This window comes from Micromonospora inositola (genome assembly GCF_900090285.1).
In the GTDB taxonomy this organism is placed as follows: domain Bacteria; phylum Actinomycetota; class Actinomycetes; order Mycobacteriales; family Micromonosporaceae; genus Micromonospora; species Micromonospora inositola.
In genome coordinates, this window is sequence record NZ_LT607754.1 from 5,696,705 (window position 1) to 5,717,353 (window position 20,649).

The window sequence follows — 20,649 nt, forward strand, 5'->3', positions numbered from 1 at the left end:
TTGCGGTGGGGGCCTTGGTCACCGCCCGTGCGGCGGTCAAGGTTCTTCTGCGGTACGTGGATATGCCGCTGGCCGGCACCCCGTGTCTCGGGGTGCCGGCCAGCGGCTTGTTGCTTGCTGTGGGTCAGCTGTTCCAGTTGGCGGCGACGATGTCGGCGGCCTGCTGCTCCCACTGGGCGTAGGCGTCCGGGTAGGCCGACACCTGCACCGTCTGCGCGGCCTCGGTCAGCGGCATGTCCTGCCACCCGTCGACCTGCTTGAGACCCTTCTCGAAGGCCAGGGTCGCGTACTCGGGGTCGGTGATCTGCTTCGGCGTGCCCCAACCCGAGGAGGGGCGCTGCTGGAACAGGCCCAGCGAGTCGTGGTCGTTGGCGTCACCGAGGTGACCCAGGTTCTCCAGCTTCGACTCCTGCAGGCTGGTGGCGATCGAGATGACCGCGGCCCGCTTCGGCAGACCCGCCTTCTTCGTCGCGGCGATGATCGCCTTGGCGTTGCCGGTCTGCTCACCGTTCAGGGTGATCTTCGACTGGGCGCCCTGCACGCCATGCGGAATCAGCTTGCCCTTGTCCACGCCCGGCTTGTCGGCCTGCACGGCGACCGGCTTGCCGGCCACCGGGGTGGCGTCGGCGTGCGCGGCGACCGGACCGGCGAACACGCCACCGGTGAAAGCCAGACCAGCAATGCCCAGAACGCTCTTACGCATGATCGTGTTCATGGTGAAGCTCCATTCGGGGGTCGACGCACACACCGGTGGGGGCCGGCACGTGCGCAAGCACCGTCAGGCGCTCAAAAAGCTGAGGGGGAAAGTCTCTGCCCGGTGCCAGCCGCGGGGCGGGGGCCTCTTCGCGGCGCCGGGACCATGTGAAACGACCGCCGGCCCACCATCATTCCGGGGGCCCGTCCCACGGCCCGGTCGAGCGAGCCAGGTACTCGGTCGTACGGGAGATGTAACGACCCCGAGGCCCCGACGATTCCGCCGCCAGGATGCCACCGGTCACACCCAGAAACGGACATCCGACACCAGACCGGCCGGCCCGGGCAGGGCCGGAACGGACAACCGGCACCAGATCCCCGATGTGGCGGTATCCACGCCCGATCGGACACCGCCACATCGGGGACACGGAGTCGATCTCGCCCACCCAGCACCCCGCGACGTCAACACCCGCCTCAGGCGTCCCGGCGCCCGGCGCGCGGACGCACGTCGCCGGAGCATGCGGGGGGGGGACCGGCACCAGGTCCCCGGACGGCCCGGCTGAGCCGGCTCAGCCCTCGTTGCCGCGACCACCCCGGAGCTGCGCGTACGCGGTCAGCAGGTCCTGCAGGCGGGCGGCGGTGTCGGTGCCGATCCGCTCGTCGTCCGCCGCCTCGGCGACGCGTTCGCGCAGCTCGGCGACCCGCCTGGCGCGGTCCTTGGGCTTGCCCCGGTCCAGCTCGGCGGCCTTCTCCCGCAGGTCCTCGGCGGTCTTCGGGTCGATCTCGCCCCGGGCCTCCGCCTCGGCGAGCACGTCGGAGAACGCGGCCGCGAGCTGGCGCAGGGTGACCGGCGCCGGGGTGGTGGCGGTGGAGGGCGCGGAGGTGGCCGGCTCGGGCGGGCCGGACGACTCGGCGGTGGACTCGTCGACCGGGGCCGCGGTGGTCCGGTCGGCGGCCGGCGGGGTCCCCGACGGGTCATTGAACGCGAGCATGCCAACCAGCCCGAGCAGCAGCGCGACACCGGCGGCGACCAGTACACCGAGCAGCCGGTTGGACCGGGCCGGCGACCGCTGCGGCGGTGCCGGCGGCACCGGGCGGACGGCGGCCGGCGCCCGCTCGATCAGGGTCGGCGGGTGCTCGGGCCGGGTCACGGTGGGCAGGATCGCGGTCGGCGGGTCGGCCGGCTGGCCGGCGCCGAGCCGGGTGGCGAGCTGGGCGGCGGTGGGCCGGCCGGCCGGATCCGGCGACAGGCAGGCCAGGGTGAGTTCGGCGATGTCGGCGGGCAGCCCGGGGACGCGCAGCGGCGGGACCGGGGGGCGCCGGGCCTGCACGTCGAGCACGTCCTCCCAGGTCTGCACGGGCAGCGGGGCCCGCCCGCTGAGGGTGCGGTAGAGCAGCGCGCCGAGGGCGTAGACGTCGCTGGCCGGGTTGGCCGGGCCGGGCGTCATCCGCTCGGGGGCAAAGTAGGCGGGGGTGCCCATCATCAGCTCGCCGGTCTGGCCGGCGAGCGGGTGGCGCGGCCCGGCGAGGGTGGCGATGCCGAAGTCGAGCACCTTGGCGCCGGTCTCGGTGAGCATCACGTTGCCGGGCTTGACGTCCCGGTGCACCACGCCGATCCGGTGCGCGGCCGCGAGGGCGGCGGCGACCTGACCGGCCACCCGGACGGCCTCCGGCCAGGCGAGCGGACCGGTGGTCAGCCGGTCGGCCAGGTTGTGCCCCTCCACCAGCTCCATCACCAGGTACGGCACCACCGACCCGCCGGGCAGGGTCGCCTCGCCGTAGTCGTACACCTGGGTGACGTTCGGGTGGGTGAGCCGGGCCGCGGCCCGGGCCTCGCGCTGGATGGTGGCGCGCAGCTGCGGGTCGGCGGCGAGCTCGGTCGAGAGGGCCTTGACCGCGACGGGGCGGTGCAGGACCTCGTCATCGGCGCGCCACACCTCGGACATCCCGCCGAGGCCGATGCGCTCGCGCAGGACGTACCGATCGTGCAGCCGCAGCGTGGGCGTGAACGGCGACATGGTGCCCCAGTCTGCCTGCCGATCGCCGCCGCCCCCAACCCGGTGCCCGGTTCGGCACCAGGTGGCCCCCGGTGGGGTGATCCGGCGGGCGCCCGGGTGGGCCAGACCACCCGGGCGAACCGGCGGTGACGGGACTCAGGTGCAGGTGGGCGGTACGGGCGCCGGCCGGGGCTCCATCAGGTCGGCGAGCCGGCGCAGCACACCGGCGGCGGCCAGCCGGGTGGGCGTCAGCCGGGCCGGGCGGGGGCGGTCGGGGCGGACCGGCGCGTCGGGCCGGGCCGAGCTGACGTGTCGGGTCACGGCGTCGACGGCGAGGACGAAACCGGTGGGCTGTTCCATGGTCGGCTCCTTCAGGCGGGACCGGTGGAGGTACGGACGACGAGGTCGGTAGGGAGCAGGACGTGGCCGGCGGCCGGGTCGGCCGGCGGCTCCAGGAGGAGTTCGGCGGCGATCCGCCCCTTCTCCTCGGCCGGCTGCCGGACGGTGGTGAGCCCGGCCGCGGCGGCCTCGGCGATGTCGTCGAAGCCGGTGACGGAGACGGGGTGCGGAAGTCGTCGGCCGGCCTCGGCGAGCGCGTCGAGCACCCCGAGGGCGAGCACGTCGGAGCAGGCCAGCACGGCGGTGGGCGGGGCGTCGCCGGCGAGCGTGGCGGCCACCGCGGTGGCGCCGGCGGCGCGGCTGTTGGCGGTGGCGTTGAGCACGGTGAGGCCTGGCCAGTCGACGCCGACGGCGGCGAACGCGTCGGCGAAGCCGGCCAGCCGGCCGCGGGTGGTGGGGTGCGGGACGTCCGCCGGACCGGCCAGCCGGACCGGTCCGGGCGCGGCGTCGGGGAGCACGGCGTCGGCGAGGAGGGCCACCCGACGGTGGCCGAGGGCCGCGACGTGCTCGGCGGCGGAGCGGGCGGCGGCGCGTTCGTCGATGGCGACGTAGCGGTGCGCGGGGTCAGCCCCCTCGGGGACGGCGGTGGTGACGTAGGGCAGGGCCCGGCCCCGGATGGCGTCGAGCGCCCACTCCTCGTCGCCGGCGCAGTAGACGCAGAAGCCGTCGACGGCGGCGTTCTCCACGGCGGCCTGCGCGAGCGCCGGCTCGGCGGGCAGCGGGACCAGCAGCAGGGCGGCGCCGTGCCGCTCGGCCGTCCCGCTGAGCCCGGCCAGGAAGCGCACCGCGAAGGGGTCGGTGAAGGCGTACGACAGTTGGGAGGTGAAGAGCACGCCGATCGCGCCGACGAAGCCGCGGCGCAGCGACCGGGCGGTCGGGTTGGGTCCGGGGTAGCCGAGCTGCCGCGCGGCGTCGAGGATCCGGCGCCGGAGGGCGGCGGAGAGCTGGTCGGGGCGGCTGTAGGCGTTTGAGACGGTGCTGCGGGAGACACCCACGGCGTTCGCCACGTCCTGCAGGGTCGGCTTCACCGCGCCCCCTTCTGGATCGATTCAGTCTGGATCGATCCAGAGATTACCCGCACACCTCGGGGACGGTCAATGCCGGGCCGGAAAGAACGTCGACCCGCGCGCTCGGTGGCGCGGGAACGGTCAGCGCGGGTACAGCTCGTCGGCGATCCTGCCGAGCAGCTCGGGCGTCCGCTCCGGCGTCGCGGCCTCCACGCAGAGCCGCTCCATGGCCAGCGCGTAGTAGTCGAGGTCCTCGCGCTTGTCCAGATAGATCGCGCTGGTCAACTGCTCGATGTAGACGATGTCCGGGAGGTCCTGGTCGCCGAAGCGCAGGATGGAGAAGGCGCCCCCGGCGGCGGCGTGCCCGCCGGCGTCGAAGGGCACGATCTGGAGCCGGACGTGCGGGGAGGCCGTCGCCTCGAGCAGCGCGTCCAACTGGCCGCGCATCACCTCCGGCCCGCCGATCGGCCGGCGCAGGGCGGCCTCGTCGACGACCGCCCAGAGCTGGGGAGGCTGGGTCCGGCCCAGCAGCTCCTGGCGCGCCATCCGCAGGCTCACCCGCCGCTCGACCTCCTCCGGCGCGGCGCCGCGATGGCCGAGCAGGATGACCGCGCGGGCGTACTCGGGGGTCTGCAGCAGGCCGGGGACGAACTGGATCTCGTACGTCCGGATCAGCGCGGCGGCGGCCTCCAGCCCCAGGTAGGACTGGAACCAGGTGGGCAGCACGTCGCCGTACCGGTGCCACCAACCGGGGCTGTTCGCGTCCCTGGCCAGCTTGAGCAGCGCCGCGCGCTCGTCGGTCGCCGAGACGCCGTAGAGGGTGAGCAGGTCGGCGACGTCCCGCTCCTTGAAGCCGACCCGGCCGAGCTCCATCCGGCTGATCTTCGACTCGGAGGACCGGATCTCCCAGCCGGCGCCCTCGCGGGTGACCCCGGCGCCCTCGCGGAGCCGCCGCAGCTGCGCCCCGAGCAGCATGCGGAGCACGGTCGGGCCAGTGGCCGGGCCGTCCTGGCCGGGAACCATCGTCACGTGGCCGTCCTTCGCCTGCCGACTGTCACCGACCGGACGCCCCAGTCCGGCCGACGTGTAAGCATGTCATGGACCCTCAGTGAGGTGAACTCCTCCGGACGGCCGATCAGTCCCGGCGCCGGGACGCGGGCCCGGCGACCAGGTTGTCGAAGTCCCCGTCCCGGGCGCCGAGCACGAAGGCCGCGATCTCGTCCACGGTGTAGATCAGCGCCGGGCCCTCCGGGTGCCGGGAGTTGCGCATGGCGATGCCGGCGCCGTCCGGAAGTGCGGCCAGCTCGACGCAGTTTCCGCTGGGGTTGCTGCGGCGGCTCTTCTGCCACCGCAGCGGCGGCAGCTGACTGGTGGGTACGCCGTTCTGGGGTTGCTGCATGGGGGCGTCTTTCTGTGCAAGAGCCAGCCGATGCCGCGGGAGGAGCGGTGGTGGCGACGGGGCAGGATGTCCACAGAGGACCGTGATGCACGTGCATCTGCTATTGCATCTGCATTGGACAGCGAGCATGATAACGCACGTGCGGTGTACCCGAGCGTTCACTTTGGGTTACCACGCTCCCCGTCGGGACCAGCGGAAACACGGGTCCGGGACGGGCGGTCGAGGCACCGCCACGGGGAGACCGACGGCTGTGGCGAGGGAGGGTTCGTGCCGGATCCGATGACCGTCGCGTCCGGAATCTCCGCCGCCGGCGCCCTGGTCTCCACCTGGCAGCTACGCCGCCGGGCGCTGCGCGCGGAGGCGGAGATCGAGCTCCTGCAGGCCGAGTTGGCGGCCGAACGGCACGCCGCCAGCCACGACCCACTGACCGGGCTGCCCAACCGACGTGCCTTCCACCGGCTCGCCGCGACCCTGCTCACCGGCACCGCCGGCAACCCGCTGATCGCCGTGGTGCTCGACCTGGACGACTTCAAGCAGGTCAACGACCGGTACGGCCACGCCGCCGGCGACCAGGTGCTGATCTGCGTGGCCCAGCGGCTCGCCGCCTTCGCCGGGGACAACCTGGTCGCCCGGCTCGGTGGCGACGAGTTCGCCGGGCTGCTGACCGGCCCGACGGTGGACCGGCGGTGGATCGAGCACGCCACCCGGCGGCTCTGCGAGGCGCTTGCCGCGCCGATCCCGCTCGGCAGCCGCACCGTGCAGGTGACCGCGTCGGTCGGGCTCGCTCCGGTGCACGGGCCGACCCAGCTCGCCGAGGCGCTCTGCCGGGCGGACGCCGCGATGTACCAGGCGAAGAGCGTGGCCGCGGCCCGACCGGCCCCGCAACTGGTGGACAGCGCGCACCTCGCCGAACACTGACCGGCTGATCAGGTCCAGCGGCCCAGGTCGCGCAGCGCCTGGCGGGCCAGGCTGACCAGCCCCACCGGGGACAACAGCCCGTCCACGATCTTCAGCGCGCGGACCCGCTCGGCCTCCGGCCGGTCCGCGTCGGCCACATCCCGGGCCCAGCTCCAGATGTCGTCGAGGGCCCGCACGCCCAGGTGGTAGGCGAGCCGGACCGGGTCGAGGTCCACCGGGCCGTACCCGGCGAGGAAGGCGGCCTCGTCCACCCCGGTCGGTGGCGCGAAGGCGGGTCCGCCCCCGACCACGAACATCAGGTCGCGTTCCCGGGGCGCGAGCACCGCGTCGTCCCAGTCGATCAGCCAGACCCGCCCGTCCGGGTCGAGCAGCAGGTTGCCCAGGTGCGGATCACCGTGACAGACCACCAGCTCCGCCGGCCGGTCGCGCAGCTCCGCGCCGAGCCGATCGACCCGGTCGAGCAGCGTCGACACGTCGTCGGCGGCCGCCCGCCAGCGGGCCGCCACCTCCCTGGTCCACCGGTCGGCCGCGCCGTCCACGGCCCGCAGCCGGCGGTCCGTGGCCCGGGTGGCCGAGGCGACCGCCGCGTGGGTGTGATCCTCCCGGGGCAGCAGTGCCGCCAGCTCGTCGGTGGGCGCGGCGCCATGGGTCGCGGCCAGCACCTCGCCGTACGCGCGCCAGTGGGGGGCGCTCATCCCGCCGGCGAGCGCCCGGTCGGCGGAGAGCCACGGCACCAAGGAGAGCCGCCGTCCCTCGTGGACCCCGCAGAGCCCACCGTCCAGGGTGGCCAGCGGCGCGGCGATGCCCGGCACGCCCCGCCCGGCCAGGTGGGCCGTGACGAGCAGCCCCGCCGGGGTGCCGCCGCCGCTCAGCTTGACCGCCCACTGGGCGCCGTCGGCGGTGGTGGCCCGCCACAGCAGCGCCGCGTCGTCCGCGCCGTACGGCACCGGCTCGGCAGCGACCAGGACGAGACCGAAGTCGGCCCGCAGCCACCCGGCCAGCCGGTCGTCCACCGCGGTCATCGCGTCACCCTGCCACTCCCCCGGGCCCGGCGGCGAGCGGTCGCCCGGGTCAGCGCCAGCCGTAGCCGGCGCGCAGGGCCTGGCCCACCCGGTCGAAGCGGGGCCGGTCCAGCACCGCACCCTCGCGCCGGATGCTGTCCTCCCGCATGGTGAGGACCCGGTCGAGGCGTACCCAGCTGGGGCGGTTGTCGTGGTCCCAGGCGCCCGGCCCGAGCGCCAGCCAGTGCCGCTGGCCGTCCCGCTCGCTCTGGCTGGAGAGCATCAACCCGAACAGCGTCCGGCTCTGCCGGCCCACCACCAGCACCGGGCGGTCCTTGCCCTGCCGGGGGTCGTCCTCGTACGGGACCCAGGTCCAGACGATCTCCCCCGGATCGGCCTGCCCGTCCAGCTCCGGGGCGTACGCGAGCTGGCGGCGCTGCAGCGCGGCCACCTGGCGGCGCCGCGCGACCTGGGCCGGGATCGGACCCGGCGTCCGGGTCGGCGTCGCCGTGCCCCCGGACCTCCGGACGAGCCGCGACGCCACATTCCTCAACAGACCTGCCACGGCCGGCAGCCTATCCTCCGGGCCGGGGACCCGCGCGCCGCCGCCCGGCGAACTGCGGTAGAGGTACGGCGGTGTGCCGCAGCCCGACAGCCGCGTAACCCCCTCGACCCGGTGAACGTTCTCGGTCACGCACTAGGTGGCGGACCAGGTGACCTTCGGCGGTCGGACGGCGGCGCACAGCGGGTGACCTTTGGCGTCGGTGAGCCCCAGCCTTGCCGTCAGGCTGCCGGCACCGACCGCTGCATGCGCGGTGGCGGCCTCAACACCGTCAAGCCACAGTTTGGCCCGCCGGAACATGGTGAACGTGCCGGTGTCATCGATCTCGCCCCAGGACAGGTAGATGAAACGGCGACCAGGCCCGCCCTGAATGTACGGCCCGCGCACATCGAGACTTCCATCGGTGACGGTCGCGGCACTGCAGTCCAGGTTCCAGGTCACGGCCGCGGCGTCGCCCGGCTGCAGGTCGAGCCACTGGGTCGGCTGGTCGCGCCGCTGCACGCCGACATGGATGTTGCGGTAGCCGGGGAAGTCGCCGCTGCTGCCGCAATCGCGCCCGGGAAGGTCGTGGCCCTCGATGCGGATCCGCACCAGCCCAGCGTAGACCGCTCGCTTGGAGGACGTCGGGCACGTCGGGCCGCTGAGCCCGGTCAGGCCGGGCGGCGGCCCAGGACCAGCGTGGTGCGCAGGTCCAGAACGACCGTTCCGCCGAACCCGTCGACCGCCGCGCCGACCGCCGCCAGCACCCGCTCCCGCAGCTCGGGCGGCCGCCTCAGCTGCGGGGAGAACGTGCTGACCAGCGCCTGGTACGCGGCCGTGGTCAGCGGGACCGCACGGCGGAAGGACACCGGGCGGACGTCGGCGAAGAGCCCGCTGCCGGCGATGTCGGCGTGGAACCAGTCATCGGGACGGTCCCGGAAGGGGGCCGGGTCCACCGACTCGAACGCCGCCTCGATCGCGACGGCCTGCGCCGGGTCGACGTACGCGTAGCGGTGCGCGAAGACGGCCAGGCTGCCGCCCAGGGTCAGCGCGTCTTTCGCCCGGCGGTTGCGGGTCTCCGGCTCCACCAGTGCCAGGCCAGCGCGCAGGCCAGCGCCGGCACGCCGCCCGGCGGGGGCGTCCACTCCTCGAAGGCCGCCACCACCACCTCGACCAGGGGGAACCGGGCCGCCAGCAGCTCGGCCATCCGCGGATCCGGCTCCACGCAGGTCATCGGCGCGCCCAACCCGACCAGGACCTCGGTGGCCCGGCCCGTTCCGGCGCCCACCTCGACCAACCGGGCGGGCACCCCGCCGTTGTAGGCGCGGATCGCCTCGACGATCTCCGGCGGGTAGCCGGGGCGCGCCTCGTCGTAGCTGCCGGCGACCTCACCGAAAAGCTGGGTCATGACCGTCATCGTGACAGGGTGGACGACGAACGCGTGACCCTTGGGGAGGAAGCATGACCGACGAGCTGCCCCGGGACCTGCCGCTCCTGGAACGTCGCGCGGTGCGGGTGGTGGTGCTGGACGCCGAGGAGCGGGTGCTGCTGTTCCACACCCGCGACCCGGACCACCCCCGGCTCGGCACCTGGTGGGAGCTGCCGGGCGGTGGTCTCGACCCCGGCGAGACGTACCTCGACGCGGCGGTGCGGGAGCTGCGCGAGGAGACCGGGATCCGGGTGGGCCCGGAGCAGGTCGGCGCACCCGGCTGGCGCCGTCGGGCCAGCTTCGTCCACCGGCAGTTGCGGCACCTGCAGGACGAGGTGGTGGTGCCGGTCCGGCTGCCCGGGCGGGGCCCGGCGGTCGACGAGTCGGACCGGCTCGACTACGAGCTGGAGGACTACTTCGGCTTCCGCTGGTGGCCGGTCGCCGAGATCGTGGCCAGCCGGGAGCGCTTCTACCCGGGGCGGCTGCCGGCGCTGCTCACCCCGTTCCTGGCCGGAGAGGAGATCGACGAGCCGTTCGAACTCTGGTCCTGACGGGCCCGGCGGGCGTGCCGAACCGGCCGGCGGTGGGCAGAGTGGAGCCATGACGAGCCTCCAGGAGCCCCTCGCCCGGTACGCCGACCGCCTGCACGCCGCCGTCGACCCCGGCCACCACGTGGCGTCCCCGCTCGGCGCCTGGCTGTTGCTGGCGCTCTGCGGACCGGCGGCGACCGGCACCGAGCGGGACGAGCTGGCGGACGTGCTCGGCATGGACCCGTCGGCCGCCGCCGCGACGGCGGCCGCCCTGCTGGCCGAGCCGCACCCGCTGGTGCCCGCCGCGACCGCGGTCTGGCACCGCGCCGGGTACGACCCCGCCGGGATCGCCCACTGGTACGCCGGCCTGCCGCCGCGGACCGCGACCGGGCCGCTGCCGGGGCAGGACGGGCTGGACGCCTGGGCGCGCGAGCACACCCTCGGGCTGATCGACCGGTTCCCGCTGCGGGTCACGTCGCAGGTGGTGCTGGCCCTGGCGAGCGCGCTGGCCACCCGCATCTCCTGGAGGGAGCCGTTCGACCTGGCCCCCGCCGCGGCCCTCGGGCCGGCCAGCGCCTGGGCCGGTTCGCTCACCCGGGTGCTGCGCTCCCCCGAGCGCGGTCACCGGTCCTGGATCGCCGCCACCGACCGGGCCGGCGAGGTGATCGTGCACGTTGCGACGGCCCAGCCGGGACCGGTTGAGGGTGGCGAGGCGGGGCTCGCCGTGGTCTCGGTGGCGGCCGCGCCCGGGGTGGCGCCGGGTGACGTGCTGGCCGCCGCGTACCGGCTCGGCGCGGCGGCGGTGGCCGGGGGCGAGCCGGGCCGGCGGTCGCTGTTCGACCTGCAGCTGGGCGAGACGGCACTGTGGAGCGTGCGGGAGGAGCGGGTGCGCACCCGGGCCCGGGACGGCCGGGAGGAGCGCCACTCGGCGGTGCTGCCCTGCTGGTCGGCGCGGAGCGAGCACGACCTCACCGGGTCCCGGCTGGGCTTCCCCACGGCGATCAGAGCGGTGGCGGCCGACGCGCAGGCGGAGGCCCGGCAGGCGGCGATGGCCCGGTTCGGCCGGTACGGCTTCGAGGCGGCCGCGGTGACCGGCGCCTTCGCCCTGGTAAGCCTGCCGCCCGAGGGGGTGGCCCGGACCGCCGAGCTGCGCTTCGGCCACCCGTACGCGGTGGTGGCGGTGACCACAGACGAGCGGCGGGACGGGGTGGGCCCGTGGCACGGGGTGCCGGTCTTCTCGGCCTGGGTGGCCGAGCCGGAGGAGCCGTCGGCCGCCGACCTCGTCGACCCGTCCTGACGGTCGGCCCGCCGCGTCAGCCGCCGTACGGCGGTCGCGGGATCGGGTCGACCATCGCGTCGAAACCCTTCGGCAGCTGGGCCACGAGGTCGGAGAACTCTCCGACGGTGACCGCCTCGCGCAGGGTGGCCAGCACCGCCCGCGCCCCCACCTCGGCGACCGCCGGGTCCACCCCGGCCCGGTCGGCCACCCGGTACACGAACTCGACCGCGCCTCCGGTCGGGCCACCGTCGCCGGCCGGGGCGGCGAGGTAGCCGCTCAGCTCGTCCGGCAGTTGCGCCGCGAGGTCGTCCGCCTCGTCCCCGGTCACCCGCTCAGCCAGGGTCTGCAGGGTGGCCCGGGCGATCGTGGCGGCCTGCTCGGTGGGCAGCTCGGACCGGCGGGACACCGCCTCGACGAATCGGGGAAACCGCACGCCACCCTCCTGTCGTCGCCGGCCGCGCGGCGCCGCAGCCGGTCACGCGGTTACCCCCGGCCGGCGACGACAAACAGTCCGCTCACCGCCCGGCGGAGACGGCCCCGGCCGGGACCGGCGGCCGGTCCGGGGCGGGGATCTCGACGGTCCGCCAGACCGGTGAGCAGCGAACGAGCAGCGCCGCCGCGGCCATGCCCACGGCGGCCGACGCGAGGTACGTCGGCGCGCCCAGCAGACCGGTCAGCGCCCCGCCGAGGGCCGCGCCGAGGGGCATCGTCCCCCAGATGAAGAATCGGCTGGTGGCGGTCATCCGGGACAGCATCTCGCCGGGTGTGACCGCCTGCCGCAGGCTGACCGCGTTGACGTTGTAGAGCCCGCTGGCGAAGGCGCTCACCGCCAGCCCCGCGCCGATCCAGAGCGGGTGCGGCAGCAGCACCAGCGCCGCGCCGGCCTGGAGCACCGCCGCCGCGGCGATGGCCCGCCCGACACCGAGGCGCGCCCGGGCCCGGCTGGCGACCGCCGCGCCGAGCAGGTATCCGACGTTGGCGCCGGCGATCAGCAGGCCCACCGTGGCGGCCGGGAGGCGCAGCTCGCGGACCGCGTACACCAGCAGCATGGCGAGGAAGCCGGCGTGCCAGAGGTTGGTCAGGCCGGAGCAGAGGGTCAGCGCCCGGACCACCGGGTCCCGGAGCACGAAGCGCACCCCGCCGGTGGCGTCGCGCCACACGCCGCCGGCACCGGGGACCCGCCGCGGGGCCAGCCGGGGCGTACCGGCGAGGAACAGCGCCGAGGCGACGAAGCTGGCCACGTCGAGGAGGAGGGCGACCGGCGCGCCGAGCGCGCCGACGAGGAGGCCGGCGAGGCCGGGGCCGGCGGTCTGCCCGACCGCCCGGGTCGCCTCGAGGCGGGCGTTGGCGTCGGCCAGCCGGCCGGGCGGCGCCACCTCCGGCACCGCCGCGAAGTAGGCCACGTCGAAGAGCACCGTGGCGCAGCCGGCCAGCAGCGCCACCGCCATCAGGTGGGCGAGGGTGAGCAGTCCGGCCGCCCACGCCAGCGGCACGCTGGCCAGCAGCAGGGCGCGGGTCAGGTCGGCGCCGACCAGCACGGCGCGGCGCGGCAGTCGGTCGACGATCGCGCCGGCCGGGATGCCGAGCAGCAGGTACGGCAGGGTGGTGGCGGCGGTCAGCGCGGCGACCCCGGTCGGCCCGGCGCCGAGCGCGGTCAGCGCGGCCAGGGGCAGCGCCACCGTGGTGACGTGGGTGCCGAGGGTGCTCACCCCGTCGGAGAGCCAGAGCCGGCGGAAGGTGGCGTGCCGCCACAGGGCGGCGGTGGTGACGGTCATGGGGGCAGCGTCGACGACGTACCCGGAATTGCCGGCGGCCCCGATTGTCACGGTGACAATCCGACGGCGGCCGGGCCGCGCGGCGACTAGATTGTCACGGTGACAATCTGGGAGCCCGCCGGGCCGTCCGGGGCCGGACCCCGCTACCTGGCGCTCGCCGACGCGATCGGCGCCGACATCGCCGCCGGCCGGCTCACCGCCGGCGACCGCCTGCCGGCGCAGCGGGAGCTGGCTCGGCGGCTCGGCGTCACGATCGCCACCGTCGGCCGCGCCTACCAGGTCGCCGCCCGGCGCGGGCTGCTCACCGGCGAGGTCGGCCGGGGCACCTTCGTCGCCCCGACCCCCGCCGCCACTTCGCCCGCCACCGCGCCGCTGCTCGACGTCGCCGCCGTGCACCCGCCCGGGCACGGGCCGGTCCACCGGGCGGTCGCGCCGATCCTGCACCGGATCGCCGCCGACCCCCTCGCCGTCGGCGCGGAGGACGCCGACGCGGTCCGGCACCGCGTCGCCGGCGCCCGGTGGATGGCCCACGGCGGCTGGCGCCCCGCCCCCGACGAGGTCGAGGTGACCGCCGGCGGACAGCACGCCCTCGCCGCCGCCCTGGCCGCGCTCGCCCAGCCCCGACACGTGGTGGTGACCACCGAGCTGACCAACCCGGGCCTGCTCGCCGCCGCGCGGCTGCTCCGGATCGAGCTGGCGACCGTGCCGAGCGACGCGGCCGGGGCCCGCGCGGACGCCATCGACCGGCTCTGCGCCCGACGCCGGGTGGCCGCGCTGCACCTGCACCCCACCCTGCACAACCCGACCGGACTCACCATGCCGGCCGAGCGCCGCCGGGAGATCGCCGCCGTCGCCGCCGGCCACGACCTGGCCGTGATCGAGGAGGACCCGTTCGGCGCGCTGCTGCCCGACCGGCCGCCGCCGATCGCCGCGTGGCACCCCCGCACGGTCCACCTCACCGGGATCACCAAGACCCTCGCTCCGGGCCTGCGGATCGGCTACCGGTACGCCCCGCCGGCGCTCGCCGAGCCGCTGCGCGCCGCCGCCCGGGCACTCGCCTGGACGCCCGCGCCGCTGGTCGCCGAGGTGGCCACCCAGCTCGTGCTGAGCGGGGCGGCGCACCAGCTCGCCGCCGCCCGTGCCGCAGAGCTGGCCGGGCGCGCCGCGCTGGCCCGCGAGCTGCTCGGCGACCGGGTGGCCGCCACCGGGCCGGCGCCCTTCGCCTGGCTGCGCCTGGGCCACGACGCCGACGCGGTGACCGCGCTCGCCCGCCGCCGGGGCGTCGCGGTCGCCGGCACCGACGAGTTCGCCGCCCGGCGCGGGGCCGCGCCGGGCCTGCGGGTCAGCCTCAGCGCCGACGCCGCGACGGTACGCGCGGCGCTGCGCACCCTGGCCCGGCTGCTGCCGGGCTGACGGTCAGCGGAGCGCGCCCTCGGCCCGGAGCCGGTCGAAGATGAGCTGGTCCACCGGGGAGACCCGGTGCCGGTCGGCGTGACCGAGCCAGGCCAACTCATCGATCTCGCTCTCCGGGCGCAGCTCGCCCCGGTAGTCGGCCGCGTAGCAGGTCATCCGGACCACGGTGCCGGCCGCGTGCCCGTGCGCCCGCGCGGAGAAGGTGCCGACGTGGACGGCCGACTCGCGCACCACCGCGACGCCCAGCTCCTCCGCGATCTCCCGGACCAGGGTGTCCAGGTCGGTCTCGCCGGCCTCCCGCTTGCCGCCGGGCAGGTACCAGACGTCCTTGCCGCGGGAGCGGGTGCTGAGGATGCGGCCGTCCTCGATCCGGATCCAGGCCACCTTGTCGATCTCGCGCACGGCACTCCTCATCTGCTGAGGGACAGCGGCCAACTGTAGAAGGACACGACGCCGGTCGGATCGGTAGCATCCCTGCCATGTCCCGCGCCACCCATTCCGGTGCCTGCCCGCTGGACTGCCCGGACACCTGCACCTGGCAGCTCACCGTCTCCGACGGTCGGGCGGTCGGGCTGCGCGGCGACCGTGACCACCCGTTCACCCGGGGCGCGCTCTGCGGCAAGGTCAACCGCTACCTGGACGCGGTCAACGGACCCGACCGGCTGACCCACCCGCTGGTGCGGACCGGGCCGAAGGGCGTGGGACCGGTCTCCTACCGGCCGGCCAGCTGGGACGAGGCGGTCGGCCGGGTGGCCGCCGGGCTGCGGGCCAGCATCGACCGGGACGGCCCGGAAGCGATCCTGCCGTATTACTTCGCCGGCACGATGGGGCTGGTCCAGGGCTGGACGATGGGTCCACGCCTCTTCGCGCACCTCGGCGCGTCCCGGCTGGACACCACGATCTGCACCGCCGCGGCGCGGGCCGCGCTGGGCTCGCTGTTCGGCGGCTCGGTCGGCTTCGAGCCGGAGTCCATCGTGGACGCCAAGCTGATCGTGCTCTGGGGCGCCAACCTGCTCTCCACCAACCTGCACCAGTGGCCCTTCGTCCAGGAGGCGCGACAGCGGGGCGCGTACGTCGTCACCATCGACCCGCTGCGCACGGACACCGCGGCCCGCAGCGACGAGCACGTCGCGCCGCTGCCCGGCACGGATGCCGCCCTGGCCCTGGGGCTGATGCGGATCGTCCGCGACGCGGGCGCCGCCGACCGGGACTGGCTGGCCGCGCACACGGTCGGCTGGCCGGAGCTGTCGGCGCGGCTCGACGAGTGGCCGGCCGAGCGGGCCGCCGCCGAGTGCGGGCTCGACGTCGACGTCGTCCGGCGGCTCGGCGAGCGGATCGCCACCACCCGGCCCACCGCGATCCGGGTCGGGCTTGGGGCGCAGCGCCACCGCGGCGCCGGCCAGGCGATCCGGGCGATCTGCGCGCTGTCGCTGGTCACCGGCGACTTCCGGTACCCGGGCGGAGGTGCGCTCTGCACGACCAGCGGGCACCACCGGGTGCCCCTCGACCCGGTGGTCCGCCCGCGCGGCATGCCGGCCCCGCCGGCCCGGTCGATCAACATGAGCCGGCTCGCGGCCGTGCTCACCGGCGAGGCCGATCCGCCGGTGACGTCGCTGGTGGTCTTCAACTCCAACCCGGCGGCCACCGCGCCCGACCAGCGCCGGCTGCGCGCGGGCCTGCGCCGCGCCGACCTGTTCACCGTGGTGCTGGAGCAGCGCTGGACGGACACCTGCGACTTCGCCGACGTCGTACTGCCGGCCACCATGCAGCCCGAGCACCTCGACCTGCACACCTCCTACGGCCACCACTACACGACGCTCAACCTGCCGGCGACGCGGGCGCCCGGCGAGGCGCTGCCGAACACCGAGATCTTCCGGCGGATCGCGGACGCGCTGGGCCTCGACCATCCCCGCCTGTCGGACAGCGACGAGGACCTGGCCCGGCAGCTGCTCCGCGACGGGCCGGTCAGCTTCGAGGAGCTGCGCGAGCGGACGTACGCCCGGGCCACCGGGGTGGCCGTCGGGTCGGCCCCGTACGCCGAGGGCGGCTTCCCCACCCCGGACGGCCGGGCCCGGCTGCTCGACCCGCGGCTCGCCGGGCAGGGGGTGGACCCGCTGGTCGGCTACACCCCGCCGGCGGAGGCCGCCGACCCGGAGCTGGCCCGGCGCTTTCCGCTGGTGCTGATCTCCCCGGCCGGCCGGTTCCTCATGAACTCGACGTTCGCCTCGCTGCCCTGGCACGCCGGCCGGATGGGGCCGCCCCGGGTGCACCTACACCCCGCCGACGCGGCGGCCCGGGGCCTGACCGACGGCGACGCCGTGCGGGTGCACAACGACCGCGGGGAGTTCCTGGCGGCGGTCGCCGTGGACGAGGCGACCCGGCCGGGGCTGGCGTTCACCTACAAGGCGTACTGGGCGCGGCTGAGCCCCGGCGGGACCACGGTCAACGCGGTCACCGCGGTACGCGACACCGACCTGGGCGGCGGCCCGACGTTCCACGACACCCGGATCGAGGTCGAGCCGGTGCCGGCGGAGCTGCTGACGGCCGACCTGCCGCGCGTCGAGGAGGCGGTCTCCGGCGCCTGACCGACCCGGGCGTCAGCGCACGCCGGTGGACGCCGGGACCGGCGGTCAGCCGACGACCGGGCTGCGGCGTTCGAGGAGGACGACGTCGCGCCACCGGCCCTGGTGCCGGCCGACCCGCTCGCGGACGCCGATGAGGGGATCGACGCGGCCGACCGGAGCGGTGTCCGGGACTTCCGGCCCGGACGGCCGGTCGCTGCGCCCCTGCTCCGCACCACCGCCCGCCCCTGGCGTCGACGGTGGGAACCGCGCCACCAGCCCGGCCGGCATCGCCTGACGCGCCGGCCGCCGGCGTCGCCTCCGGGGGCGATGCCGGCGGCTCACCCCTCGGCGAGGGCGTCGAGCGCCAAGGATGCCGTCCAGCTGAAGGCCGGGGAGCCGAGCCCGGCGCCGGTGTCCGGGTGGAAGTACTCGTGGCAGCCGCTGCCCGCGACCAGCCGGAGCATCGACTCCCGCAGCCCGGCGGCCAGGTCGGGACGGCGGTGGGTGAGCAGCCCGCGCCAGAGCAGCCAGCTCGTGTTCAGCCAGCTCGGGCCGCGCCAGTAGCGCAGCGGCTCGAAGTCCGGCGCGGTTCGGTCGTGGGTGGGCAGCGGGCGGTCCATCCGGGGCGCCAGGCCGAACCGGGGCGAGCACGCCTCGGCCAGCACCGCCCTTACGTGCCGGGCGGGCAGGTCCGGCAGGATCAGCGGCATCAGCCCGAGCACCGTCCGGGCCGGGATCAGCCGGTCGGTGCGCAGGTCGCGCGGGTGGAAGGTGCCGGTGGCCGGGTCGTACAGCCGGTCCACCAGGGTCGCGGTGATCCGGGCCGCCCGGTCGCGGTGCGGCCCCGGGTCGGCCCCGACCACCGCCGCGATCCGGGCCAGCGCGTGCTCGGCCACCCCGAGTGCCGCGTTGAGCAGCGGACACTCCACCAGGAAGGGGTGCTGGCCGGCCAGCCCGTCGTCGCCGTATCGGCCCTCCCGATAGGAGGAGACGATCGCGACGTAGCGCGCGTAGTCCAGGTCCGTGGGGCGGTGCGCGGCGTCGGCGTGCGCCGTGTCGTGCCGCCGGTACGCCCGCATGACGGCGGCGTCGGCGGGCACCGAGGCCAGCGGGGCGTCCCAGGCCGGGCTGTTGTCCAGCCCCGACTCCCACGGGTGCACGAGGCAGGCCAGCCCGGCCCCGCCCACGTCCCGCCGGCCGGTCAGGTATCGCTGCTGGGCGACCAGTCGCGGGTACAGCCAACGCAGCGCCCGCACCGAGGCCTCGGACGGGGCCCGGCGGTGGGTCAGCCACGCCGCCGGGGCGTGCACCGGCGGCTGGACGATCCCGGAGGTGGCGGCGGGCGGCGCGCCGTCGGCGCGGGCGGAGCCCCAGAACTCCGGCCCCGGGAAGTACGACCCGACCGGCAACGCCGGGTTGAACACGATGTGCGGCACCCGCCCGTCTGCCCACTGGGCGGCGAAGAGCGTCCGCAGCTCCCGCCACGCCCGGTCGGGTCGGACGTGGGCCAGCCCGACGGCGATGAACGCCGAGTCCCAACTCCACTGGTGCGGGTAGAGGGTGCGTGACGGCACTGTGTGGTCGTGCTCCCAGTTGCCGTCGAGGGTGGCGACCGCCAACCGGCGCAGCTCCGCCGCCCGCTCGGCGCCGGCCCGCCGGGATCGCGGGTCGCCGTCGGCGCCACCCGTCGCGGCGTCCAACCCGGCGGCGGCGCCGGGACCGCCGGCCGGCCCGGTGCTCATGCCGCCGCCTGCCAGGGCTGGGCGGGCGTGAGCACCGTCGCGGCCTGCCGGAGGGCCGCGAGGGGTTCGCCACGCAGCCGGCACTCCAGCGCCAGCCACCCTCGGTAGTCGATGTCGTGCAGGGTACGCAGCAGCGCCGGCCAGTCCAGGTGCCCGGCCCCGGGCTGGTACCGGTTGGAGTCGCTGACCTGCACGTGGCCCAGGTACGGCGCGGCGGCGCGCAGCGCGCCGTGCACGTCGTCCTCCTCGATGTTCATGTGGAAGGTGTCGGCGACCACCCGGACCGAGGGCAGGCCGACGGCCGCGCAGAGGGCGACCGCCTCGTCGAGCCGGTTGACCATGTGGTCCTCGTACCGGTTGAGGGGTTCCAGGAAGAGGGCGACGCCCTCGGCGCGGGCGTGCTCGCCCAGCTCGCCGAGGGTGTCGACGAGGACCTGCCGGTCGCCGTCGGGCGAGCGGGGCGGCTCGAAGGGCGGCAGCCGCCGGGAGAACATCCCCCAGGCGGCGGGGGTCATCGCGCCGATCCCGCCGAGCTCGGCGATCACCGAGAGCTGGGAGCGGAGGTTGCGTACCGCGTCCCGGGAACGGTCCGGGTCGAAGTCGCCGATGAAGTGGTCCATCTCCACGCAGACGGTGGGCATGAGCACGCCGTCGGCGCGGGCCCGACGCAGCTCCGGCAACCGCCGGGCGAACGCGAGGTCACCGCGGCCGCGCAGCTCGATGGCCTGGTAGCCAAGCATGGTGGCGAGGGCGAACTTGTCGGACAGGCTGGCGCCCGGGAGAAGCTGCTCCTGGCAGGCGAGTGGAATGGCCATCAGAACCTCAGCACGACTTGGAGGACGTCACCGTCACCGCGGTCGAGCAACGCGAGCGCGTCGGCCACCGCGCCCGCGTCGACGACGTGGCTCACCAGCGGCAGCGGGTCGACACTGCCCTCCGCCACCAGGTCCATGAAGGTGTGGGCGATCCGGGGCCCGGTCCACCGGCCGGCCGTGCCGGGTGCCGGGGTGGGCCCGGAGACCTGGGCCGCCACCAGCTGGATCCGGTTGTGGTGGAACTCCTCGCCGAGTCCCAGCCCGAGGGCGTACCCCTGGTAGAAGCCGGCGGCCACGACGCGGCCGGCGTGGGTGGTGGCGCGGATCGCCTCGTGCAGCGCCGGGTACGACCCGGACAGCTCCAGGCAGACATCCGCGCCGCGACCGTCGGTGGCCGCGCGGAGCACGGCGGCGGCGGAGTCCACGGCGGCGTCGACGACCCGCCGGGCGCCGAAGCGGGTGGCAAAGTCCAGCCGGGCGGGCACCCGGTCCACCGCGACCACCCGGGCGCCGGAGAGGGCGGCCAGCCGGGTGGCCAGCAGGCCGATCACCCCCTGGCCGAAGACTCCCACCCAGTCGCCGAGGTGCAGGTCACCGGCGAGCACCGCGGTGAGGGCGATCGCGCCGGGACGGGCGAAGACGGCCGTGAGCGGGTCGAGCCCGGGGGGCAGCGGCTGGACCGCGCCGGCCGGCACGACGGCCTCGGCCTGGTGCCCCCAGATGCCCCAGACGACCTGCCCGGGATGCCGGTCGGCGACGTCGGCGGCGACCTCGACGATCTCGCCGACCTCCTCATAGCCGAAGCCGACCACCGGGTAGGCGGCGGGCGCCTGGCGGGGCACGAACATCCGGGTGGCGTCGTCCCAGTCCTTGCTGAGCCGCGGATTGCTGCCCCGGTAGAGGGTCAACTCGGTGCCGGCCGAGATGCCGGAGTAGCAGGTGCGGACGCGGATTTGGCCCGGGCCGAGCGGATCCGCGGGGCAGGGCTCCAGGCTGACCCGCCGGGGCCCGGCCAGAGAGACAACCCAGTTGACCATGGCGTCGCTCCGAGGAAAGTGCCGGCCTCGATTCTACCAAAAAATCGGCATATCTGGTTCCTTTAATGAATCGAAGGGTATTGAATCCAGGTTGTACCCTTCGAGAGGAG

At 75.7% G+C, this 20,649-nt stretch carries 23 protein-coding genes; 5 read left to right on the plus strand and 18 right to left on the minus strand.

The genetic code is table 11. From position 1 onward, the window contains the following. Window positions 1–124: 124 nt before the first annotated feature. The 6 genes from GA0070613_RS27210 to GA0070613_RS27235 all read right to left on the minus strand — a co-directional run bounded on the left by GA0070613_RS27210 (window position 125) and on the right by GA0070613_RS27235 (window position 5,495). Complete coding sequence (locus GA0070613_RS27210; RefSeq protein WP_089014789.1) at window positions 125–715, minus strand: hypothetical protein; 591 nt, start codon at window positions 713–715, stop codon at window positions 125–127. A gap of 547 nt (window positions 716–1,262) precedes the next feature. Beyond that, a complete protein-coding gene (locus GA0070613_RS27215; RefSeq protein WP_089014879.1) occupies window positions 1,263–2,711 on the minus strand; it encodes a serine/threonine-protein kinase in 1,449 nt (482 codons plus the stop codon). Window positions 2,712–2,846: 135 nt separating this feature from the next. Beyond that, the gene (locus tag GA0070613_RS27220) at window positions 2,847–3,050 is read right to left on the minus strand and encodes a hypothetical protein (RefSeq protein WP_089014880.1); all 204 of its coding nucleotides are present in this window, start codon (window positions 3,048–3,050) and stop codon (window positions 2,847–2,849) included. Between the two features lie 11 nt (window positions 3,051–3,061). Then, window positions 3,062–4,117: a LacI family DNA-binding transcriptional regulator gene (locus tag GA0070613_RS27225; protein ID WP_089014881.1), complete on the minus strand. Its 1,056-nt coding sequence runs from the start codon at window positions 4,115–4,117 to the stop codon at window positions 3,062–3,064. Between the two features lie 120 nt (window positions 4,118–4,237). Continuing rightward, a complete protein-coding gene (locus GA0070613_RS27230) occupies window positions 4,238–5,071 on the minus strand; it encodes a helix-turn-helix domain-containing protein (protein WP_408631017.1) in 834 nt (277 codons plus the stop codon). A 160-nt stretch (window positions 5,072–5,231) separates the two neighbouring features. Further along, entirely contained in the window at window positions 5,232–5,495 is a 264-nt protein-coding gene (locus GA0070613_RS27235; protein WP_089014883.1) for a DUF397 domain-containing protein, read from the minus strand. 267 nt (window positions 5,496–5,762) lie between these two features. Between GA0070613_RS27235 and GA0070613_RS27240 the strand changes: the two genes are divergently transcribed. Then, window positions 5,763–6,413 (plus strand): GGDEF domain-containing protein, encoded by a 651-nt coding sequence (locus tag GA0070613_RS27240; RefSeq protein ID WP_089014884.1) that lies wholly within the window; start codon window positions 5,763–5,765, stop codon window positions 6,411–6,413. Between the two features lie 8 nt (window positions 6,414–6,421). On the opposite strand, the gene GA0070613_RS27245 is transcribed toward GA0070613_RS27240, so the two are convergent. The 5 genes from GA0070613_RS27245 to GA0070613_RS27265 all read right to left on the minus strand — a co-directional run bounded on the left by GA0070613_RS27245 (window position 6,422) and on the right by GA0070613_RS27265 (window position 9,363). Further along, the gene (locus GA0070613_RS27245; RefSeq protein WP_089014885.1) at window positions 6,422–7,435 is read right to left on the minus strand and encodes a phosphotransferase enzyme family protein; all 1,014 of its coding nucleotides are present in this window, start codon (window positions 7,433–7,435) and stop codon (window positions 6,422–6,424) included. Window positions 7,436–7,484: 49 nt separating this feature from the next. Next, window positions 7,485–7,979 carry a type II toxin-antitoxin system PemK/MazF family toxin gene (locus tag GA0070613_RS27250; RefSeq protein WP_089016234.1) on the minus strand — a complete coding sequence of 165 codons (495 nt, stop codon included), beginning with the start codon at window positions 7,977–7,979 and terminating at the stop codon, window positions 7,485–7,487. A 132-nt stretch (window positions 7,980–8,111) separates the two neighbouring features. Continuing rightward, window positions 8,112–8,567, minus strand: a complete 456-nt coding sequence (locus tag GA0070613_RS27255; protein WP_089014886.1) for a DUF5990 family protein — start codon at window positions 8,565–8,567, stop codon at window positions 8,112–8,114. Window positions 8,568–8,626: 59 nt separating this feature from the next. Beyond that, window positions 8,627–9,043 (minus strand): hypothetical protein, encoded by a 417-nt coding sequence (locus tag GA0070613_RS27260; protein WP_089014887.1) that lies wholly within the window; start codon window positions 9,041–9,043, stop codon window positions 8,627–8,629. Continuing rightward, window positions 9,001–9,363 carry a methyltransferase domain-containing protein gene (locus GA0070613_RS27265; protein ID WP_089014888.1) on the minus strand — a complete coding sequence of 121 codons (363 nt, stop codon included), beginning with the start codon at window positions 9,361–9,363 and terminating at the stop codon, window positions 9,001–9,003. The genes GA0070613_RS27260 and GA0070613_RS27265 overlap by 43 nt, the downstream gene beginning before the upstream one ends. Before the next feature lie 53 nt (window positions 9,364–9,416). Between GA0070613_RS27265 and GA0070613_RS27270 the strand changes: the two genes are divergently transcribed. Together GA0070613_RS27270 and GA0070613_RS27275 are read left to right on the plus strand one after the other, a co-directional pair. After that, complete coding sequence (locus tag GA0070613_RS27270; protein ID WP_089014889.1) at window positions 9,417–9,935, plus strand: NUDIX hydrolase; 519 nt, start codon at window positions 9,417–9,419, stop codon at window positions 9,933–9,935. Window positions 9,936–9,984: 49 nt separating this feature from the next. Beyond that, on the plus strand, window positions 9,985–11,211 hold the full coding sequence (locus tag GA0070613_RS27275; RefSeq protein ID WP_089014890.1) for a serpin family protein: 1,227 nt from the start codon (window positions 9,985–9,987) through the stop codon (window positions 11,209–11,211). Window positions 11,212–11,227: 16 nt separating this feature from the next. Here GA0070613_RS27275 and GA0070613_RS27280 read toward each other — a convergent pair whose 3' ends face one another. Both GA0070613_RS27280 and GA0070613_RS27285 read right to left on the minus strand, forming a co-directional pair. Beyond that, complete coding sequence (locus GA0070613_RS27280) at window positions 11,228–11,626, minus strand: DUF2267 domain-containing protein (protein WP_089014891.1); 399 nt, start codon at window positions 11,624–11,626, stop codon at window positions 11,228–11,230. An 82-nt stretch (window positions 11,627–11,708) separates the two neighbouring features. Then, complete coding sequence (locus GA0070613_RS27285) at window positions 11,709–12,968, minus strand: MFS transporter (protein ID WP_089014892.1); 1,260 nt, start codon at window positions 12,966–12,968, stop codon at window positions 11,709–11,711. A gap of 99 nt (window positions 12,969–13,067) precedes the next feature. Between GA0070613_RS27285 and GA0070613_RS27290 the strand changes: the two genes are divergently transcribed. Continuing rightward, window positions 13,068–14,381 (plus strand): aminotransferase-like domain-containing protein, encoded by a 1,314-nt coding sequence (locus GA0070613_RS27290; protein WP_089014893.1) that lies wholly within the window; start codon window positions 13,068–13,070, stop codon window positions 14,379–14,381. A 3-nt stretch (window positions 14,382–14,384) separates the two neighbouring features. On the opposite strand, the gene GA0070613_RS27295 is transcribed toward GA0070613_RS27290, so the two are convergent. Next, window positions 14,385–14,783, minus strand: a complete 399-nt coding sequence (locus GA0070613_RS27295) for an NUDIX hydrolase (protein ID WP_089014894.1) — start codon at window positions 14,781–14,783, stop codon at window positions 14,385–14,387. 77 nt (window positions 14,784–14,860) lie between these two features. Here GA0070613_RS27295 and GA0070613_RS27300 point away from each other — a divergent pair, with 77 nt between their 5' ends. Continuing rightward, complete coding sequence (locus GA0070613_RS27300) at window positions 14,861–16,966, plus strand: molybdopterin-containing oxidoreductase family protein (RefSeq protein ID WP_089014895.1); 2,106 nt, start codon at window positions 14,861–14,863, stop codon at window positions 16,964–16,966. Window positions 16,967–17,011: 45 nt separating this feature from the next. Here GA0070613_RS27300 and GA0070613_RS33795 read toward each other — a convergent pair whose 3' ends face one another. The 4 genes from GA0070613_RS33795 to GA0070613_RS27320 are packed head-to-tail and all read right to left on the minus strand — an operon-like array spanning window position 17,012 to window position 20,539. Then, window positions 17,012–17,233 carry a hypothetical protein gene (locus GA0070613_RS33795; protein ID WP_089014896.1) on the minus strand — a complete coding sequence of 74 codons (222 nt, stop codon included), beginning with the start codon at window positions 17,231–17,233 and terminating at the stop codon, window positions 17,012–17,014. Window positions 17,234–17,283: 50 nt separating this feature from the next. Beyond that, window positions 17,284–18,687 carry an MGH1-like glycoside hydrolase domain-containing protein gene (locus tag GA0070613_RS27310; protein WP_231929505.1) on the minus strand — a complete coding sequence of 468 codons (1,404 nt, stop codon included), beginning with the start codon at window positions 18,685–18,687 and terminating at the stop codon, window positions 17,284–17,286. After that, entirely contained in the window at window positions 18,684–19,502 is an 819-nt protein-coding gene (locus tag GA0070613_RS27315; RefSeq protein ID WP_089014897.1) for a sugar phosphate isomerase/epimerase family protein, read from the minus strand. The genes GA0070613_RS27310 and GA0070613_RS27315 overlap by 4 nt, the downstream gene beginning before the upstream one ends. Then, window positions 19,502–20,539, minus strand: coding sequence for a zinc-binding dehydrogenase (locus tag GA0070613_RS27320; protein WP_089014898.1), 1,038 nt, complete (start codon window positions 20,537–20,539; stop codon window positions 19,502–19,504). Before GA0070613_RS27320 ends, GA0070613_RS27315 begins: the two co-directional genes overlap by 1 nt. Window positions 20,540–20,649 lie beyond the last annotated feature (110 nt).

Bases quoted from the DNA above. Each gene is read 5' to 3' on its own strand.
- GA0070613_RS27210 (WP_089014789.1), bottom strand. From the start codon at position 715: ATGAACACGATCATGCGTAAGAGCGTTCTGGGCATTGCTGGTCTGGCT.
- GA0070613_RS27215 (WP_089014879.1), bottom strand. From the start codon at position 2,711: ATGTCGCCGTTCACGCCCACGCTGCGGCTGCACGATCGGTACGTCCTG.
- GA0070613_RS27220 (WP_089014880.1), bottom strand. From the start codon at position 3,050: ATGGAACAGCCCACCGGTTTCGTCCTCGCCGTCGACGCCGTGACCCGA.
- GA0070613_RS27230 (WP_408631017.1), bottom strand. From the start codon at position 5,071: ATGCTGCTCGGGGCGCAGCTGCGGCGGCTCCGCGAGGGCGCCGGGGTC.
- GA0070613_RS27235 (WP_089014883.1), bottom strand. From the start codon at position 5,495: ATGCAGCAACCCCAGAACGGCGTACCCACCAGTCAGCTGCCGCCGCTG.
- GA0070613_RS27245 (WP_089014885.1), bottom strand. From the start codon at position 7,435: ATGACCGCGGTGGACGACCGGCTGGCCGGGTGGCTGCGGGCCGACTTC.
- GA0070613_RS27265 (WP_089014888.1), bottom strand. From the start codon at position 9,363: ATGACCCAGCTTTTCGGTGAGGTCGCCGGCAGCTACGACGAGGCGCGC.
- GA0070613_RS27270 (WP_089014889.1), top strand. From the start codon at position 9,417: ATGACCGACGAGCTGCCCCGGGACCTGCCGCTCCTGGAACGTCGCGCG.
- GA0070613_RS27275 (WP_089014890.1), top strand. From the start codon at position 9,985: ATGACGAGCCTCCAGGAGCCCCTCGCCCGGTACGCCGACCGCCTGCAC.
- GA0070613_RS27285 (WP_089014892.1), bottom strand. From the start codon at position 12,968: ATGACCGTCACCACCGCCGCCCTGTGGCGGCACGCCACCTTCCGCCGG.
- GA0070613_RS27300 (WP_089014895.1), top strand. From the start codon at position 14,861: ATGTCCCGCGCCACCCATTCCGGTGCCTGCCCGCTGGACTGCCCGGAC.
- GA0070613_RS33795 (WP_089014896.1), bottom strand. From the start codon at position 17,233: ATGCCGGCCGGGCTGGTGGCGCGGTTCCCACCGTCGACGCCAGGGGCG.
- GA0070613_RS27310 (WP_231929505.1), bottom strand. From the start codon at position 18,687: ATGAGCACCGGGCCGGCCGGCGGTCCCGGCGCCGCCGCCGGGTTGGAC.
- GA0070613_RS27315 (WP_089014897.1), bottom strand. From the start codon at position 19,502: ATGGCCATTCCACTCGCCTGCCAGGAGCAGCTTCTCCCGGGCGCCAGC.
- GA0070613_RS27320 (WP_089014898.1), bottom strand. From the start codon at position 20,539: ATGGTCAACTGGGTTGTCTCTCTGGCCGGGCCCCGGCGGGTCAGCCTG.